Source organism: Sulfitobacter sp. 1A13353 (assembly GCF_043557255.1).
Taxonomy (GTDB): Bacteria; Pseudomonadota; Alphaproteobacteria; order Rhodobacterales; family Rhodobacteraceae; genus Sulfitobacter; species Sulfitobacter faviae.
Map to the genome: position 1 here is coordinate 53,062 of NZ_JBIFFS010000004.1, position 14,869 is coordinate 67,930.

17 protein-coding genes are annotated in these 14,869 nt (G+C 56.1%); 9 read left to right on the forward strand and 8 right to left on the reverse strand.

Annotated elements, in window-relative coordinates:
- Nucleotides 1-9 precede the first annotated feature (9 nt).
- Nucleotides 10-1,269 (forward strand): histone deacetylase family protein, encoded by a 1,260-nt coding sequence (locus tag ACGYLO_RS10800; RefSeq protein ID WP_394376467.1) that lies wholly within the window; start codon nucleotides 10-12, stop codon nucleotides 1,267-1,269.
- On the opposite strand, the gene ACGYLO_RS10805 is transcribed toward ACGYLO_RS10800, so the two are convergent.
- Nucleotides 1,264-1,878 carry a hypothetical protein gene (locus tag ACGYLO_RS10805; protein WP_273055529.1) on the reverse strand — a complete coding sequence of 205 codons (615 nt, stop codon included), beginning with the start codon at nucleotides 1,876-1,878 and terminating at the stop codon, nucleotides 1,264-1,266. The two genes, ACGYLO_RS10800 and ACGYLO_RS10805, sit on opposite strands and share 6 nt — an antisense overlap.
- A gap of 141 nt (nucleotides 1,879-2,019) precedes the next feature.
- On the opposite strand from ACGYLO_RS10805, the gene ACGYLO_RS10810 reads away from it, so the two are divergent.
- The 3 genes from ACGYLO_RS10810 (at nucleotide 2,020) to ACGYLO_RS10820 (ending at nucleotide 5,894) form a co-directional block, all read left to right on the forward strand.
- Nucleotides 2,020-2,748 carry a Bax inhibitor-1/YccA family protein gene (locus ACGYLO_RS10810; RefSeq protein WP_273055531.1) on the forward strand — a complete coding sequence of 243 codons (729 nt, stop codon included), beginning with the start codon at nucleotides 2,020-2,022 and terminating at the stop codon, nucleotides 2,746-2,748.
- A 188-nt stretch (nucleotides 2,749-2,936) separates the two neighbouring features.
- On the forward strand, nucleotides 2,937-4,871 hold the full coding sequence (locus ACGYLO_RS10815) for an ATP-dependent metallopeptidase FtsH/Yme1/Tma family protein (protein WP_394376468.1): 1,935 nt from the start codon (nucleotides 2,937-2,939) through the stop codon (nucleotides 4,869-4,871).
- A 153-nt stretch (nucleotides 4,872-5,024) separates the two neighbouring features.
- Nucleotides 5,025-5,894: a hypothetical protein gene (locus tag ACGYLO_RS10820; protein WP_394376469.1), complete on the forward strand. Its 870-nt coding sequence runs from the start codon at nucleotides 5,025-5,027 to the stop codon at nucleotides 5,892-5,894.
- A 50-nt stretch (nucleotides 5,895-5,944) separates the two neighbouring features.
- On the opposite strand, the gene ACGYLO_RS10825 is transcribed toward ACGYLO_RS10820, so the two are convergent.
- The 4 genes from ACGYLO_RS10825 to ACGYLO_RS10840 all read right to left on the reverse strand — a co-directional run bounded on the left by ACGYLO_RS10825 (nucleotide 5,945) and on the right by ACGYLO_RS10840 (nucleotide 8,732).
- Nucleotides 5,945-6,244: a hypothetical protein gene (locus ACGYLO_RS10825; protein ID WP_273055537.1), complete on the reverse strand. Its 300-nt coding sequence runs from the start codon at nucleotides 6,242-6,244 to the stop codon at nucleotides 5,945-5,947.
- A 67-nt stretch (nucleotides 6,245-6,311) separates the two neighbouring features.
- Entirely contained in the window at nucleotides 6,312-6,677 is a 366-nt protein-coding gene (locus tag ACGYLO_RS10830; protein ID WP_273055539.1) for a hypothetical protein, read from the reverse strand.
- A gap of 126 nt (nucleotides 6,678-6,803) precedes the next feature.
- Nucleotides 6,804-7,238: a hypothetical protein gene (locus ACGYLO_RS10835; RefSeq protein ID WP_394376470.1), complete on the reverse strand. Its 435-nt coding sequence runs from the start codon at nucleotides 7,236-7,238 to the stop codon at nucleotides 6,804-6,806.
- Between the two features lie 114 nt (nucleotides 7,239-7,352).
- Complete coding sequence (locus tag ACGYLO_RS10840; RefSeq protein ID WP_394376471.1) at nucleotides 7,353-8,732, reverse strand: hypothetical protein; 1,380 nt, start codon at nucleotides 8,730-8,732, stop codon at nucleotides 7,353-7,355.
- Between the two features lie 213 nt (nucleotides 8,733-8,945).
- Between ACGYLO_RS10840 and ACGYLO_RS10845 the strand changes: the two genes are divergently transcribed.
- The 3 genes from ACGYLO_RS10845 to ACGYLO_RS10855 all read left to right on the forward strand — a co-directional run bounded on the left by ACGYLO_RS10845 (nucleotide 8,946) and on the right by ACGYLO_RS10855 (nucleotide 10,190).
- Entirely contained in the window at nucleotides 8,946-9,380 is a 435-nt protein-coding gene (locus ACGYLO_RS10845) for a DUF805 domain-containing protein (RefSeq protein WP_273055545.1), read from the forward strand.
- Nucleotides 9,381-9,454: 74 nt separating this feature from the next.
- Nucleotides 9,455-9,715 (forward strand): hypothetical protein, encoded by a 261-nt coding sequence (locus ACGYLO_RS10850; RefSeq protein ID WP_394376472.1) that lies wholly within the window; start codon nucleotides 9,455-9,457, stop codon nucleotides 9,713-9,715.
- Nucleotides 9,716-9,773: 58 nt separating this feature from the next.
- Nucleotides 9,774-10,190: a hypothetical protein gene (locus ACGYLO_RS10855; protein ID WP_394376473.1), complete on the forward strand. Its 417-nt coding sequence runs from the start codon at nucleotides 9,774-9,776 to the stop codon at nucleotides 10,188-10,190.
- Nucleotides 10,191-10,193: 3 nt separating this feature from the next.
- On the opposite strand, the gene ACGYLO_RS10860 is transcribed toward ACGYLO_RS10855, so the two are convergent.
- The gene (locus tag ACGYLO_RS10860; RefSeq protein ID WP_273055551.1) at nucleotides 10,194-10,739 is read right to left on the reverse strand and encodes a hypothetical protein; all 546 of its coding nucleotides are present in this window, start codon (nucleotides 10,737-10,739) and stop codon (nucleotides 10,194-10,196) included.
- Nucleotides 10,740-10,953: 214 nt separating this feature from the next.
- Nucleotides 10,954-11,823, reverse strand: coding sequence for a hypothetical protein (locus ACGYLO_RS10865; RefSeq protein WP_273055553.1), 870 nt, complete (start codon nucleotides 11,821-11,823; stop codon nucleotides 10,954-10,956).
- A 242-nt stretch (nucleotides 11,824-12,065) separates the two neighbouring features.
- Between ACGYLO_RS10865 and ACGYLO_RS10870 the strand changes: the two genes are divergently transcribed.
- Nucleotides 12,066-13,280, forward strand: coding sequence for a hypothetical protein (locus tag ACGYLO_RS10870; protein ID WP_394376474.1), 1,215 nt, complete (start codon nucleotides 12,066-12,068; stop codon nucleotides 13,278-13,280).
- Between the two features lie 62 nt (nucleotides 13,281-13,342).
- On the forward strand, nucleotides 13,343-13,951 hold the full coding sequence (locus ACGYLO_RS10875) for a hypothetical protein (RefSeq protein WP_394376475.1): 609 nt from the start codon (nucleotides 13,343-13,345) through the stop codon (nucleotides 13,949-13,951).
- A 6-nt stretch (nucleotides 13,952-13,957) separates the two neighbouring features.
- Here the strand turns inward: ACGYLO_RS10875 and ACGYLO_RS10880 are convergent, their stop codons facing one another.
- Nucleotides 13,958-14,830: a hypothetical protein gene (locus ACGYLO_RS10880; RefSeq protein ID WP_394376476.1), complete on the reverse strand. Its 873-nt coding sequence runs from the start codon at nucleotides 14,828-14,830 to the stop codon at nucleotides 13,958-13,960.
- Nucleotides 14,831-14,869: the final 39 nt, after the last annotated feature.

The window sequence follows — 14,869 nt, forward strand, 5'->3', positions numbered from 1 at the left end:
AGGACTTTCATGCAGATCCATTATCAGACCAAGGGCTTCATTCATCCTTCCAAGCCTGGACATCCCGAGCGCCCTCATCGTCAGATGGCGGCCCTTTCGGGGTTGCTTCAGCTGCCGGAGGGCAAGCTTAGCTGGCATGGGGCACAGCCGGTGGAATTGGTCGAGGCGGAGATTGCGCATGATCCGAACTACCTGCGGATGATTTCGGAGGCGGACTTCAGCAGAACGCGCGCTCATCAGCTCGATGGCGGTGATACGGTATTGTCGGAGACAACCTTGGAGGCGGCTCTGACAGCCTTGGGCGGCGCCCGGTCGGCTACATCTCAGATCATGTCGGGCAAAACTTCTACGGGTTTCGTTGTCGCCCGGCCGCCGGGCCATCACGCCACCAAAGACAGCGGCATGGGCTTTTGCCTTCTGGGCACAGCAGCCTGGGCCGCACTGGATGCGCGCAATCGCCACGGGGCGCGGGTTGCGCTCATTGATCCCGATCTGCACCATGGTAACGGTTCGCAGAATATCCTTTGGGATGAACCAGATACTCTCTTCGCCTCCACCCATGAAAAGGGCAATTGGCCGGGCAGCGGACAGCCTGAAGAGACCGGCGGAATGGGCCAAATCATCAACGTGCCGCTGGACAAGGGAAGCGGCAGCGCCACGATGCGCGAGGCCTGGGCGGACATCTTTGACCGGGTGGCAGAGTTCGGCCCGGATCTGATCATCGTCTCTGCAGGGTTTGATGCCCATGGCGACGACCCGCTTTCGGGTCTCAACTGGACGATGGAGGATTACAGCTGGTTCGGTAAGCGTCTGGCAGAGCTCGCAGATGAGGTCTGTCATGGCCGGGTTCTGTCGATCCTTGAAGGCGGCTATGACCTGCAAGTCCTCAAGCATGGGATCGCCGCTTTTTCAGCGGAGCTGACCGAGCTTGATGACAAGAGCACCTCACCGGGGCTGGTGCCCGACACCGATCTCATGGGATGGCGCGCGCCGCATCTTGGCGGCTACAGCAACATGCCGCATCCCGGGCAGGAGGCGCTCAAAGTTACCAAGGTGGGCGGACGGCTCTGGATCGAGGAAACGGCCACCGGTCAGTTTCTCTACACTGTGCCGGAGTTCGTGAAGCTGATCAGCCGTGACCCTCTTACGCATTTGGTCCGGGAGGCCAATGCGCTCGGCCAGCTGCCGATCGATATGATCATTCGACTGGAAGCGGAAGCCAAACGGGTCGCGGGGTTCAACCCCGGCCGGTCGAACGATTTTTCATGATGCAATCTGCAACCTGCAACGGGCCTCATGGAACCGCTCAGCGAGGATCGCATAGCGCTTAAATACTGGGGGGAAGGCCGTGAGATAATCACGGGCCGCCCTGCCCTGCAGTCCTGGCGTTGCGGTGAAGGTAGTCCCTTCGGGGAATTGATCCGCCGTAAGATCGAGGCCTTGGTTCCAGTAATGGTTTGCCAGTGTGCCGTCGGGGCGCCGCGCACGTCCGCGGATCACGGGCATGGCCGTCATGTCATTCACCAGTAGCGCAGTTGCGGCCGCCTGCCCCCGCGATGGTGTGTCTTTTGTCCATTCGCTGCCATGCGCGGTATCCTCATCCCAGGCCGCGCGGATCAGATCGGCCATGTCGTCAAACGGCGTATAGCCCAGACAGTCGAGATATTCTTTCTGCGTTACCCAAACGTATGAGATCGGCTTTCCGGTCTCGGCAGCGGCGCGCTCGGCCATTGCTCCGAGCAATGCGACCCCCTTGGTGCCATGCAGCTCTTCATAGACATCCATGACCAGATGCCCCTCTTGGAAGAGCGCCTGCTCGCAGGTGCGGCTGCGGTTGCCGATGATCATCAAGGGCGCGCTGTCTGACAGAATGCTCATGGTTTTCCAATCTAAGTTAACGCGTTGTCCAAATATGACAAACCTAGTTTTTCGCAATGTTCTATCTTGCAATCCCTGAGTGCAACAGGAATATTATTCACAAAGCGGCGGGCGTTCCGCGGCAAGACAAGGATTTCATGAGTGCATTCGACGACCAGCTACGACGAAACGCGTGCAGCCCGGATTGATGCCGGCCTGAAGAAATACATGAACAACGTCTATGGGATGATGTCCCTGGGTACCTTCGTGACCTTCGCGACAGCGTGGTACATCTATACGACCGAAGAACTGCTCAAAGTCTTCTTCAATCCCGAGACATTGTCGCCAACGGGTTTGGGCTGGTTCGCCATTTTCGCGCCATTGCTGATGGTGATCCTGTTGTGGATGATCGAGCGGCCCTCCTCCCCTTTCGTGCTGAAGATGTTCTTTGCGCTCTTTGCGGCGTTGATGGGCATTTCGATGACCTCCATCTTCCTGTCCTTCGAGATCGGGTCGATCGCAAACACCTTTCTGATCACCTCGGCCGCCTTCGCCGGTCTGTCTCTCTGGGGCTATACGACAAAGAAGGATCTCACCGGTCTCGGTGCATTCTGCTTCATGGCATTGTTTGGGTTGATCGCAGCCTCGGTGCTGAGCCTGTTCATTCAGTCGACAGCATTTGAATTTGCAGTCAATCTGGCGGGCGTACTGATCTTTGCGGGCCTTACGGCCTATGACACCCAGCACATCAAGACCGAGTATGTGAACCAGATTCATTCATCCTGCGATGATGAGATCGAGAAGTCGGCCGTTATGGGGGCTCTTGAGCTCTACCTGGACTTCATCAACCTCTTTTTGCGCATTCTCGCGGCGACCGGTAAGAAGAAGTAGCAACCCTGTTCCGAAGGGAATGCCCTGAAAGGCCCGGCGGTAGCCGGGCTTTTTTATTGATACCCCGGACTAAATGCCGGGATATCCACAACTCATCCCTCTCGTTGATCCATCGCGCGTTGCGAAAAATGGCATTGCGCATATCCTCTGTTTGCGGCGAATAGGCCGTCCAAACTTCAGGATATGACATGGCCATTACTCCCCCGCGCAAACCCAAAACCCTCACGCTTGTCGCCTTTGTTGTCTCGCTGATCGTAAGTTTGACATGCACATATCTGCTCTTCGCTCCCGAAGAAACGAAGGAGTGGCCTTTCACGGCAGTGGATACGGCTGACGAAGTGCCACTGTCCCGGTTCAAAGATATTCTCACTGAAGATGGCGCCGGACGCCGGGTCGCTATCCTGAAAGACAAGATCCTGATCGAGATGGTCGAAGGCGCCGGCGATGTCATTGCCGAGGAGGAGCCCTTCTTCAATTTCTCGAAGCCAGACGACGCCGAGGAGCTTGATGCGGAGGGGGAAGAGATCGAGGGGGATGTCCTCTCTGTCGATATTCCGCGTTACAACGACCCATTCCTCAATGATCTGATCCGCGAGGACCTGGGCAGCTCGAACTTCGAGGTGGGTGTCTTTGCTGATGACGCAGGATTGACCGGTTTGCAAAAGTCGTCGATCGCCTTCCAGATCCTCTTTGTCGTTCTGATCGCCTTCATGGTGTTGAAAATGATGGGCGTGGGTGGCAGCAGCTTTGGCACTGAACGCGGGTATTCCATCATCCAGCACAAGGACCTTCCGGTAGGTCTGAAGGATGTTGCAGGCCTCGATGCAGCACGCGAGGGTGTCGAAGAGGTTATCGGCCTGCTGCGCGATGAAGGCGATGTAGGTATGGCCGGCGGCCGCCTGCCCCGCGGTATGCTGCTTGATGGCCCTCCGGGCACCGGCAAAACCTTGATGGCGCGTGCCATGGCCAAGGAAGCCGGGGTGAATTTCATCTCGATCGACGCTTCTTCCTTGAACCAGATGTTCGTGGGTCTCGGCGCCATGAAGATCCGCAGCATCTTCCGCAAAGCCCGCAAACTTGCGCCCTGCATCATCTTCATCGATGAGATCGACGCCATGGGCCGGGCCCGTGGGTCTTCGGACAGCTCCGGGGCACGCGAAAGCGATGCCACACTTAACGCCCTGCTCACTGAGCTTGATGGATTTGATGCGCGTGCCGGCATCTTCATCATCGCGGCCACCAACCGCGCGGAAATCCTTGATCCCGCGCTGATCCGCCCGGGCCGGATCGACCGTAAGATCACCCTGACCCTGCCCGATATCAAAGCACGCGAAGAGATCCTGGCCGTACACTGCCGCGACAAAACCCTGGGGGAGGACGTCAATCTCCATGCCATCGCAGCTACAGTGTTTCAGACCTCAGGTGCTGAACTTGAGAACCTGGTCAACGAGGCAGCCCTGGCGGCCGGCCGCGAAGGGCGCAAGGAGATCCTCATGGAGGATTTCACCACTGCCCGCGACAGGCTTCTTCTGCCCCAGTCCGGCGGCAGCATCAAACTTCTGGAAGACGAGCGTCAGTTGACGGCCGTCCATGAAGCAGGGCACGCGGTCATTGCCTTGGGGTCTGAGCACTCCGACCCGGTCGAGAAAGTCACGATCACGCCGCAGGGCGCGGCCATGGGCTTCGTGTTGCAGTCTCCTGAGCGGGACCGCGTCTTCGAGACAGTGGCGCGCCTCAAGGCCCGTTTGCGGGTGGCTGTTGCCGGGCGCGAGGCCGAGCGTCTGATATTTGGACCTGACATGATCACCACCGGTGCGGCCTCTGACATCCGCCAGGCCACGCAGATCGCGCGCGCCATGGTCACGACCTATGGCATGTCCGAGCTGGGCTTCATGGTGATCGATCCAAAGGATCCGACACTCTTTGACATGAACAATCCACCCTCCCGCGTCATTGCCAAAATCATCGACGAGGCCATTGACGATGTCCGTATGGAGCTGAAGGAGCGGCGCGATGGTCTGGATCGGCTGACCGACGCCCTGCTGGAAACCGAGACCATTTCTGGTGTGCGGGCACGTGAGATCGTCGAGGGAAATATGAAGGGGGCGCTGTCTGCTGCCTAAAGCTTGAGGGGTCAGCGGCATGAGAACCGCTGGCCTCACCCATGCCAAGATCTGACCCTGCGGGTTTTCATGCGGCCCGTTTAAGATGTCATTGAACTGCACTCCTTGGGCTGTACTGCCGCAGGGGGTGTTTATGAATGAAGAGGAAATACAATGGGTTATGCAAGTGAATTTGAGAGGCTCTTAATCGGTGTAGTATCTACAAGCGCGGGTCTCGCGCTTACATTTGCTGCTGCCGCCGCTGTCGGGAGCCACTTAATCAACAGTGATACCACCGGAAGTGACGTGCTGTGGGAAGCGCAACATCGCATGCAAAAAGCAGAGACCCTCTTCATCAATTCCCATGAGCAATATTTGGTTGGCCTGCATTCTGGTATGATCACTACCGGGGTCGAGATCTCTCAAGAGACAAATGACCGAATGGTGCCGTTTATCCAAAAAGACCCTGTGTTGTCTAAGCGAACAGGTGCTGATGATTTGGCACTTTTTGAGATCCGCGCCTTAGGTGCAATCGCAGGCACTCAAGGGCACAGCGAAGCTGATCTGGTGAACTACCTAGACTATGTAGAGGGCCTATCGGATAATCTCGCTGAGACACGCGTCGCGCATGAGAAGATGTTCAATGGCCTCTCAGGAATCTCGTCCGGTGACAGGCTGGCAAAGATCGCACAGTCGGTTGCCTTTCTGGCGGATGATATGTTCGAAGATGTCACAGCACGCGAAGCTGTCGATAGCATTTTGAAGTCGGCTTTTGATGAAGGCTATGAGCCAAGCCAAGATGACCTCAACCAATTGAGGAACGCAATGGATCAGGCGACAGCGGAATCCGCCCGGATCGCTTCAACAGAGGACATCCTGATCTCAGCCAAAGAATCCCTGGTATCGCGCAACATGGGCGCGCTTTCCGAAACAATCAAAGCGGAAGATGTGATCGTTGCCTGCCCCTTTGGTCTGGGTGACAAGACACCCACAGATGCAGAACAGCTGCTGACGTCTGAAGATGCCTGTGAACCCGGGAAATAAAAAACCCACCGCATAAGCGGTGGGCTCTACCCAATCAGAGACCGCGCGCGTTAAGGCTCGGGCGTCGCTTCTTCTTTTGCCCAGTCAGGCATTTCATCTGACTGCCCAAGGTTCCAGGCTTCAGGGTCCTCGAGCGCCTCAGGATTGGCGTCCTTCAGACTGTCTTCCAGATCATTCAGAGAGTGGCGCCCTGCCCTGATCCAGCGATGGTCCACGCGGATATCAGCGCGAACGAGTTCCTCTTCCTCATTGTCGTAGACAAAGCGGCAATGGCGCTCGATCACGCCATCGTCTTCATCGAAAAGATGACCCCAAAGGTCATGGTTCTCATCAGCGATCGTATAGCGCATGTCGTTTCCTTTTCAGGGTTTGCTGTTTTCCATGACGATCTTAGAGCGTCACTGAGAAAACCTTCGCTCAGAAACCAAGAGCTGCGTGCATCACCAGATCCGGAATCTCGCTGGGATACTCATAGAGGCTCTCAGCCTCTTCTAGCTTATCAAAGCCAGCCTCTACGGCGTTCCTGAACGGGTCCTCGACCTCATCTGGCAACATGTGCTCCACGGCGGTCTGACTGCCGTCGCTGGCCTCAAGCGATCGAACCTCATCGTCCAATCCCGTGGAATTGACAATCTTTTTGGCAGCATCTGACCCTTCCAGAGCCGCTTGGGCGATTTCAGCTTCGAGGTCGAGCGGGCTCATATCCAGGATCATGGAGACCGCAAAGCCTTTGGCGGTAAGGATGCCTTGTATGTTAGGGTCGCTGGGGCGAATGATATTCAAGATAATGTCCTCCGCCTCCAGTGTATCATATCACACCGCAAGATCAGTCCTGGTCCAAATCGACCTCAGAGCTCATCACTTCAAAAAGTCGCTCGATGTCGGCCTCCTATCCGGAATGGTCTGCATTCAGTAAAGCATACCGCGGTGCGGATATGGGTTGGGTGTCCCGTCGACGCTGGGGTAATCCAGGACAAAGCCCCCATCGAGCATATACTCAAAGAACCCCACCAAAGCCGCATCGTCCATCATGCCGTTGTAGCGCGCAACAACCGGCGCCATGGCGCATTCCGTTTTAGGACCCCAGATGCCATCATCGCTGCCATCATAGAGATCGGCGTGACGCAGAACATGCTGCAGGTTTTTGCGTGTTGACTGCGGCATACTGCGGAAAACAGCCTCTACACGCTGCAGGTTTGCCTTGGAGACCGCCACATCGCAGACGCCTGCGGCAGTCATTGCGGGCGCTTTTTTCGCAATATGGGTATGATGCGCCCCATGCGCATGGGCTGGCACGGTAAGTGCTGCCATTGCAGCGGCGGTAAGAGCGAGGGTTTTGAGCATCTGTATCTCCTGAGGACTATCTTATTGCGTTTGTATGAGTATGCCCTGAAACTGACTTAGAGTTCCAAGAGTTTGAGGCGTTCGCACAGCTGAACTGTGGAAAAGGATCCTGTTCTAGGCGTTCAAGCCCGCCAACTCCAAATACCGCTTTCTGACACTGCCCCGCGGCGCCGGCCAATCGAAAGCCGCGGAGGAAAGGGTTCCCCCCTGCCCCGCGGCGCGCCAACCGGAGACATGCGCTTCCACAGCCTTGCGCTTTGGGCCTTCGACAACTGCAAAGTCGCCTCCCATGACGTTTGACCAATGCGCGCTCAACGCATCATGTGCGGCAAGATACCCTTGGATGGCCTCTAGGTCTGAAGCGGATCGATGGGCCCGCGGATCCAGTGGCATACGAAATAGATCAACGGTTTCTTGAGGTCGTGCTGTAGTGGCCCGCAAGAATACGGCATCGGGAAACATTGCCTTCAACACGCCAGCGTGACGGATGTTCGTTCCCAAACCATCCACAAAGCTCGTGGCGCCGGCAATGCGGTCCCGGTTCACCTCCAGGTACCGTTGGCGAAGGCTACTCATGTCGTCCCTTGTGAGCCGCGATAGGGCTTCCCCATAGCCCTCTTCATGGCTGGGGCCGCAGAGCCGGTGTAGATCGCGCTCAAACATGCGCGGCTCACCAACACGGCCCATGCTTTGGTCAGCTGTCGCAGCTGTGTAAAGCTCAGCAAGGCCGGATGCGGGTGATCCGAGAATGAAGACCGGCCGCGGGCTACGGCCGATCTCAAGGCTGTTTTCCTTGATCCATTGTGCGGAAATATGGTCCTGGATGCTCTGCGCCAGCCGGCCCTCTTCATCCCCTTCCGCCATCTCGACAGCGTGATGGATCTCATTGCCCTTCTTGAAGGCGTCCCAGGCCGCATCGAGGTCTCCTAAGGCCTCGTGGATCAGGCCGGCTGCGAAACACATGTGACCTTGATCGATCCCATATTCGATCGGGCTTTCCCTGATCTCCTGGATAAGTCCACTCAAGACATTCCGTGTCTCCGGGATGGGATGCAGCCAGAGCAGCCGTGCAGTGACGATCCAGGCACCTGCATTAAACGGGTTCTGAGGCATGTATTGGTTCAAAACAGTGCCAGCCCATTCAAACTCATGGGCGCGCAGCAGGCTCTCTGCCCATAGGGCCCAAAGCCCCTGATTGCCGCTGCTATGCATAAAGGCCTCAGCAGCCTCGGCAGCGCCTCGAGCATCGCCTTCGCGCAACAGGGCTTTGACACAATGTTCATGGATCTCAGCATGTGCCGGGAACTGGGCCGCCCCGCGACGCGCAAGTTTGAGCAACCTGAGGTCATCGCCCCGTTCGCCGAGCAGATTCAGCACTGACATGTATCCTTCGGGCGTGTCGATCCCCAGCGCGTCGAACATCTGTAGGGCCTCATCCTCACGCTCTCTGGCAATCAGGGAAGTAATGATTTTCGCGGGGTTGATCTGCTGCATGGTGGCGGCTTTCGTCATAGGAGTGCGGCTATTAGGTCCGAGGGCCTGTTGACGCCACTGTAACGCGTTGCGAAAACCAAGCGAAAGCTAGGGTCGGTCTCATTCTGGGGGTTATCCACAACTAAGCCTCTTGGGCTGCATGGAAGTGAAGCTTTCGAGCGGCTAGGTTTGCGAATAACGGCGCAGGAAGCGATACCTACAGATGGAGCACCCATGTCGAAGCCACCTTTTGAAGATATGTTCGGCTGGAAGTCCGGTCGTCGAAACCGCAAGAGTTTTGCGCTTTTCATGCTCGCCCAGCTTGGCGTATCGCTGTCCCTCTTTGTGTTGATTGTCTCTCTGACTCAACTTGGAAATGCTAACGATGTTGTCATTGGGATTACCGGGCTTGGCACGTTCGTTGTTGGTGTGGGTCTTATAACGTCCCAATTCTGCGTTATGGCGCAGCGTTGCCGGGATATTGGCTACAGTGGATTCTTTGTGCTACTAAACTTTGTTCCCTTTATTGCGCTCCTGTTCCAGGTTCTCCTACTCATCGTTCCAGGCAGTAAGGGGCCTAATAAATATGGACCTGATCCGCGTGACCCGAATGCGCGGGCCGATGGCCTCACCTCGGCCAACACCAATGCTTCTCTTCTGAACAAATGACGGCGCTCAGTGCAGCCACCGCAGAGGTCTTCGAGCGGTACAGCAAGCTCATTAAGGAGCAGCAAGCCTCCGGCATGGCAGATCCTCTCGCAGAGGATCGTTACCTCTCGCTCACAAACCTCCTTTGGATGTGTGACCAAGCAGTTGCGGAGCACGACAGCTTGCCGATCGACAAGATCTCGCGCTGGTTGGGATGTGTGCAGGGCTGCCTTGCATCACGCGGCCTCATCAGCATCGAGGCCGAACGTGATTTCACAAGGACCCTCTTCCACGGCGCCTATGCACAAGACGGTATCGAGATCCCTGGCCGGAGAGAGCGCGCGATCGAGCCCTGATACAGGAGGGCTCAAATGCCATTTGCCAAAACCCCGGTCGAGGTCCATATTCACTGACATGGACAAACTTCGTATTCATCGTGGGCTGACGCGATATTCCTCCCCCGGCTGGGAGGTGCGATTGTTTCGATTTGCTCCAAACGTAACACCAACACGCGAGGCCGCGCCCGAGCTCCGTCATGCCGGTCTTTTCCTTGCCTTTGGTGTTGGATTGAACAGGCCGGTTGTGCTTCCGCGGCAAATCCCCCTCTTCGGTGAAGTCGCGTCCTTTCCACAAGGTGGATGCTCTGGAGCGATATTCCTCACAACCGCTCATGATACCTTGCAGATCGATGATCTGAACGGACTCTCTGAATGTCTTTTTGGACTGGGACGCAGCAAAACAAAGATTGCTCTTAGCGCAAATGCTCAGAAGCTCGAAGAGATGTTTCGCCAGGTATTGGCGGACGCCTATCACGTACCAGCCGCGGCTTAGACCTCAGGGCCCATCCTGCCCGTCCAGATCGCTATCGGTATTGGCTGGCGAAGTCTGGAAGGCGATCCTATTTCTTGCTTCGAGAAGGTGATCGGCACAATAGATAGCAAAGATACAGCCAGCCCTCAGGGTCTTCTCCGACAGGAATGCTTTAAAATGCTTCTGCGCATGGGCGTCCATTGCGACATTCATGTGATCAGATACCTGGATGCAGACATCCCGCACAGGCACGTCCCCATCGGAAATGTCATTCAGTGAGATATGGAGGTTCAAATCGTCAGGCAGGCTGCTCAGATTTGCAAGAGCGTCAAATCTGATCCGGCGCAGCTTGTCGACCGGGCTGATCTGATAGATATGCCCATCGTTGTGGTAGGCCCACTTCTTGAAGATGACTGAATGCCAGCCATCTTTGACCCCGACATCCTGCGCAACCCTATCAAGCGCCCTGTGGAGGGGGATGGCCTCACGACGGCTCAGATTCTTGGCATCTTCTTTAAGCTTGGGAATATGGTGAACCACACCCTCGATGCATGCGAACTCAAGCGGCAATTCTTGACCTCCCCAATAACATTTCCAAAATCAGAAACCCGAGGGTCTCATCAGAAAATGCGTCAGCGCCATGCCTTTACTTAGTGAGGGGTCCGCCGACCCTATCGTTCTCGCATCATCTAGTACGAAATATTTGTTTCAGCAACACCCAGTGACCCCGGGTGGGGTCTGGCAGGGTGCAGCCATGAAATCCACAGCTGCACCTTCATAGCACCTACTTCAAAGAGCGTGTGCTTTTTTGGAGCTTCTTCATCTTGAGGACAGCGAAGGCTTCCTGCTCACGCAACCTCCGGATCTGTGTCTTATACTCATCCTGAGTGATCTCACCGCGCAGACGACGAAGCTTCAGAATGGACTCGGCATCACGATGATCTGCGATTTTGCTGCGCATGCCGTCCAATTTCTCACGGCTCTCCTGAACCTTATTGTCAAGATCGACAGTGAGGGGCGGGACAGCTACCGGCGGCAATGCGACAGGAGGGAGTGGAAGCGGTGGGACGGTTACGTCAGGCGTGTCGGAGGTGCTCTCATCGCTTGATCCGCTATTCGACTCTTTAGCTGTGTCGCCATCTTCAGTGGATCCTGTGGGGTCGCTTGTGTCAGGTGCTGTCCCATTCTGATCGGTCGAGCCGTCAGAATCATCTTCCGGTCCCATTTCGCGGTCATCATCTTCCTCGGCGGCCTCTTCTTCCGCCTCTTCGGCTTCTTTAGCCGCTTCCTCGGCGGCCTCTTCTTCCGCCTCTTCGGCTTCTTTAGCCGCTTCCTCGGCGGCTTTCTCAGCCTCTTTAGCAGCCTTCTCGGCTTCCTTCGCCGCCTTCTCGGCTTCCTTCGCCGCCTCTTTAGCGGCCTTCTCGGCTTCCTTCTCAGCTTTTTCGGCGTCCTTAGCAGCCTTCTCGGCTTCTTTTTCAGCTTCCTTCGCAGCCTTTTTGTCCTTCTTGCCTTCTTTGCCAGACTTGGAAGCAGCAAGGGTAACGAATGAAGGCAGAGTGGTGAAACTATGTGCTGAGGTGATATTGGCGGCGAAGCTGGGTGTCGTCACCAAGCAGAATGTCATAGCAATTGCGATACGTGATACCGAGTTCATGTGGGATCTCCTTACGAGAAGATGCATCTTTAAGGTATAACTAGAATTTTCGCAAACGGTTCTATCTCATTTGCGTGAGAATCGACGTAACGCGAGGTTGCGGCTGCAAACCGGGCGGCGACGTGGTGGTTTGACCATATAAATAATGAAAGATTGAGCCTATTAGCGGTTTTGCGAAAAATCGGCTTGCTAGTCTGTTTCCAGTATGTCAGAAAGTTTATGAAAGCCAAAAGGAGATGTTTATGGTTTCGCCTGTTTTAAGAGGCATCAGTTGTTCGGACTACCGCGCAACTTTAGCAGATCTCGAGGAGGATGGATGGTCGATCAGCAAAACCAATGGAGGCCATCTAAAGCTAGAGCACCCAAAGGCCAGCAAAGCTATTTTCGGTCCATGCTCCCCATCGGATTATCGCTCCAGGCACAATGTAGTTAGGAAATGCAATATCGCGATCGGCGAAGCAGCACGAGAAGAGAAAGTCTTCGGTCCAGCTCCCAAACAAAAGGAACTATCCGACCGCGAGTTCACCAGCATCCTGAAGAGCAGTAAGAAAATGCGAAAAACAAACCGTCACAAGCATGTGCCGACACCGAGCCACTTCCTTACAGATGCTGCCTCACCCGCGGATCCAGCTACGCCGAAGCGCAAGCTCGGCACACTTGCCCTGCCCGCATCCAAACAGGCCGTAAAGGCCAGTGCAGAAATCGCATCATCGCCCATGCAGGCGGTTGCGAAAAAGCTGAATATTACCAGCGCGACAAATCAGAAAGCGCCACCTCAGAAGAATAAGTCGGCGCCTACCCTCTCCAACGACAAAGACAAGGACACCAATACCATGCTCGCTTCCGTTTCCCCTACACCAGCCCCCGCGCAGCCTCAGGCCCCGGCTCACACATCCACACCCGCACCGCAGCCTGTCTCCAGGAAGCCCGATCCTCGTCAGGCAGGTTCCACCGCCATTCCGTCGATCTCCGCCGACGTTCTTGCGCTTGCAATGAAAATCACATCCGGCGAGATGATGCAGGTCGAAGTGACGGCTGATATGGTTGGCCAGACGCTCTACTACGATGGTCAGATCGTCCTGTCGGGCGCGGTGACCTCGAAGCCTGCGAAGTCTCTGTCGGTGGTGCCTTCTGCGACAGCAGCAGCGCCTGCGGCGACCCCCGCTCCTATGCCTGCCGCGGCAAGCGATACGTCGCACTCCTCTGCCGTTGCGACCAGGGGTCTCTCTCAGAATGAAGCGATCACGTCGACCATCCTCGAAGCGCTGAAGGTTCTCGGCCCCGAACTGGTGACATTCAAGGAATTGACCCATGCGACCCTGCCGGATCTGCCCTATAAAAGCTTTAATTCGGCGCGCTCCTCCCTGCCTCTTCACGTCAACCGCATGATCGCAAGCGGCATGATCGAGGAAGGGACCAAGGACAACCAGAAGGCCTACCGCGTTAAGGCGTCCTAAACTCTCAAGATATGTGGATAAGGGGAGGGTGCGTGTCGCCCTCCCCTTTTTATTGTGCGAAAATGAAAAACCAACATATTTACGCAAAGGGCGCGTCTGTGGGCAACTACAAGAGCAACAAATTCGACGGGAGCCTCGCTCTTCGTGTGACCATCGCCAGCCTTATCTGTCCATTCCCCATCGTTCTGCTGGTTCTCTTAGGGCCAACGCTCATGGCGCTTTTAGGGGGTCTGCCGGGGATGATCCTAACGATGATCCTTTGTTGCCTTGTTATTGCGCTGGTTGCAGAACTGCTCAAGTTGGTGCCCTTCCCCCTAGTGACAGTTATGAAGGACGACACGCCGCCTTCGGATTTGGAAATCGCGCGCACACGCCTGTGGCACACTTTCAGCGCACTGCCGCTGTCATTCGCTGCAGCTTTGCTCTGGACAGTCTCTGCCGCCTTGTCATTGGAGTATTATGCAGCGCCAATCATGCTGATCATTGTCAGCCCCATGACGATCGCATTTCTGATCCTGCACCTCGACAGCGAAACAGCCGCTGAGGCCCTGCGAAAATCACTGCGCACATTCATCCTGATGTTGCTGGTCTCATTTATGTTTTCCCCAGAGCCCGCTGAGTTGGACAGCGTGGGGGCAGCGGATAACGCATCTGATAGCTTTCCGCGGTAGTGCTGTTCAGGCGCGTTCACGGTCACGGAACAAACGACACTGGCGCGCCGCGGCTTTGAGATCTGAGGGATTGGCCGGCAGAGGCCGTCCCGCAGTCCGCGCCGCATCCAGAGCATCGGGATCTTTTGAGATCTGCGCCGCGTATTTCTGCACCCGATCTAGGGCATCGCTGACAGGATTGCTCAGCCGCGCTGCGCGCCCTGTTAGGCGCATTACCGATGTGATCTCATCCACACCGGCCGAGCCTAATCGATCAAACCCGGAAAGCAGCCGCATCAGAGCATAGTCAATCGCAAGCTTGCGCAGTTCCTTGGCCTCGAATGAAGCCTGTGAGCCACAAAGCAGTGCCGCCTCCTCAAGAAGGATCAGCGTATTGATGTGCCGCAGGAAAGCTTTGCGATCGAGATCCAGTACAGCATCTTTGAGCATGAGATCGACGATCTCTGTGCCGCATTTGCGGATGCGCGCCTTTACAGAGGCGCTCTCATCCTCTTCGCCCTTCGGACCAGGCTCAGGTTTCAGCGACAAGCGCCGACGCATCCCCTCATTATAGCCATAGCGCATCTCATCGACCATGACGTCGGGGTCAGGTGAGGCTTCCAAACGCTGCATGGCGGCCTCGAGCGGCGTACCCTCCGCACCAAGGCCAAGGCACATGGCCATTCGCAATCGGATCGCCTTATCCTGATGGGACAGGATGGAGCGCAGCCAGACATCATCAGCGGCATTCAGGAGATTGGGGTTCGGGCGACCTCGCCCCTCGAATTCTTTGAAGACCTGCGCTTCACGTGCTTCGATCAAACCTGCGAGACCGATTTTGGAGAAACTGCTCTCGATGCTGTCCGCTCGTTGGACATCGATCATCAGGTCCTCAATCAAGGCAGTGTAATGTTCTGGCATGCCGCATCCCTAGCTCTG

What these genes read in the sequence shown, in the direction of transcription:
- ACGYLO_RS10825 (WP_273055537.1), bottom strand. Translation starts at nt 6,244, where the DNA reads ATGCGCTATACGATCGCTGATGAGAACCATGACCTTTGGGGTCATCTT.
- ACGYLO_RS10805 (WP_273055529.1), bottom strand. Translation starts at nt 1,878, where the DNA reads ATGAGCATTCTGTCAGACAGCGCGCCCTTGATGATCATCGGCAACCGC.
- ACGYLO_RS10875 (WP_394376475.1), top strand. Translation starts at nt 13,343, where the DNA reads ATGAAAAACCAACATATTTACGCAAAGGGCGCGTCTGTGGGCAACTAC.
- ACGYLO_RS10850 (WP_394376472.1), top strand. Translation starts at nt 9,455, where the DNA reads ATGGCAGATCCTCTCGCAGAGGATCGTTACCTCTCGCTCACAAACCTC.
- ACGYLO_RS10835 (WP_394376470.1), bottom strand. Translation starts at nt 7,238, where the DNA reads ATGCTCAAAACCCTCGCTCTTACCGCCGCTGCAATGGCAGCACTTACC.
- ACGYLO_RS10855 (WP_394376473.1), top strand. Translation starts at nt 9,774, where the DNA reads ATGGACAAACTTCGTATTCATCGTGGGCTGACGCGATATTCCTCCCCC.
- ACGYLO_RS10845 (WP_273055545.1), top strand. Translation starts at nt 8,946, where the DNA reads ATGTCGAAGCCACCTTTTGAAGATATGTTCGGCTGGAAGTCCGGTCGT.
- ACGYLO_RS10865 (WP_273055553.1), bottom strand. Translation starts at nt 11,823, where the DNA reads ATGAACTCGGTATCACGTATCGCAATTGCTATGACATTCTGCTTGGTG.
- ACGYLO_RS10870 (WP_394376474.1), top strand. Translation starts at nt 12,066, where the DNA reads ATGGTTTCGCCTGTTTTAAGAGGCATCAGTTGTTCGGACTACCGCGCA.
- ACGYLO_RS10815 (WP_394376468.1), top strand. Translation starts at nt 2,937, where the DNA reads ATGGCCATTACTCCCCCGCGCAAACCCAAAACCCTCACGCTTGTCGCC.
- ACGYLO_RS10840 (WP_394376471.1), bottom strand. Translation starts at nt 8,732, where the DNA reads ATGCAGCAGATCAACCCCGCGAAAATCATTACTTCCCTGATTGCCAGA.
- ACGYLO_RS10800 (WP_394376467.1), top strand. Translation starts at nt 10, where the DNA reads ATGCAGATCCATTATCAGACCAAGGGCTTCATTCATCCTTCCAAGCCT.
- ACGYLO_RS10820 (WP_394376469.1), top strand. Translation starts at nt 5,025, where the DNA reads ATGGGTTATGCAAGTGAATTTGAGAGGCTCTTAATCGGTGTAGTATCT.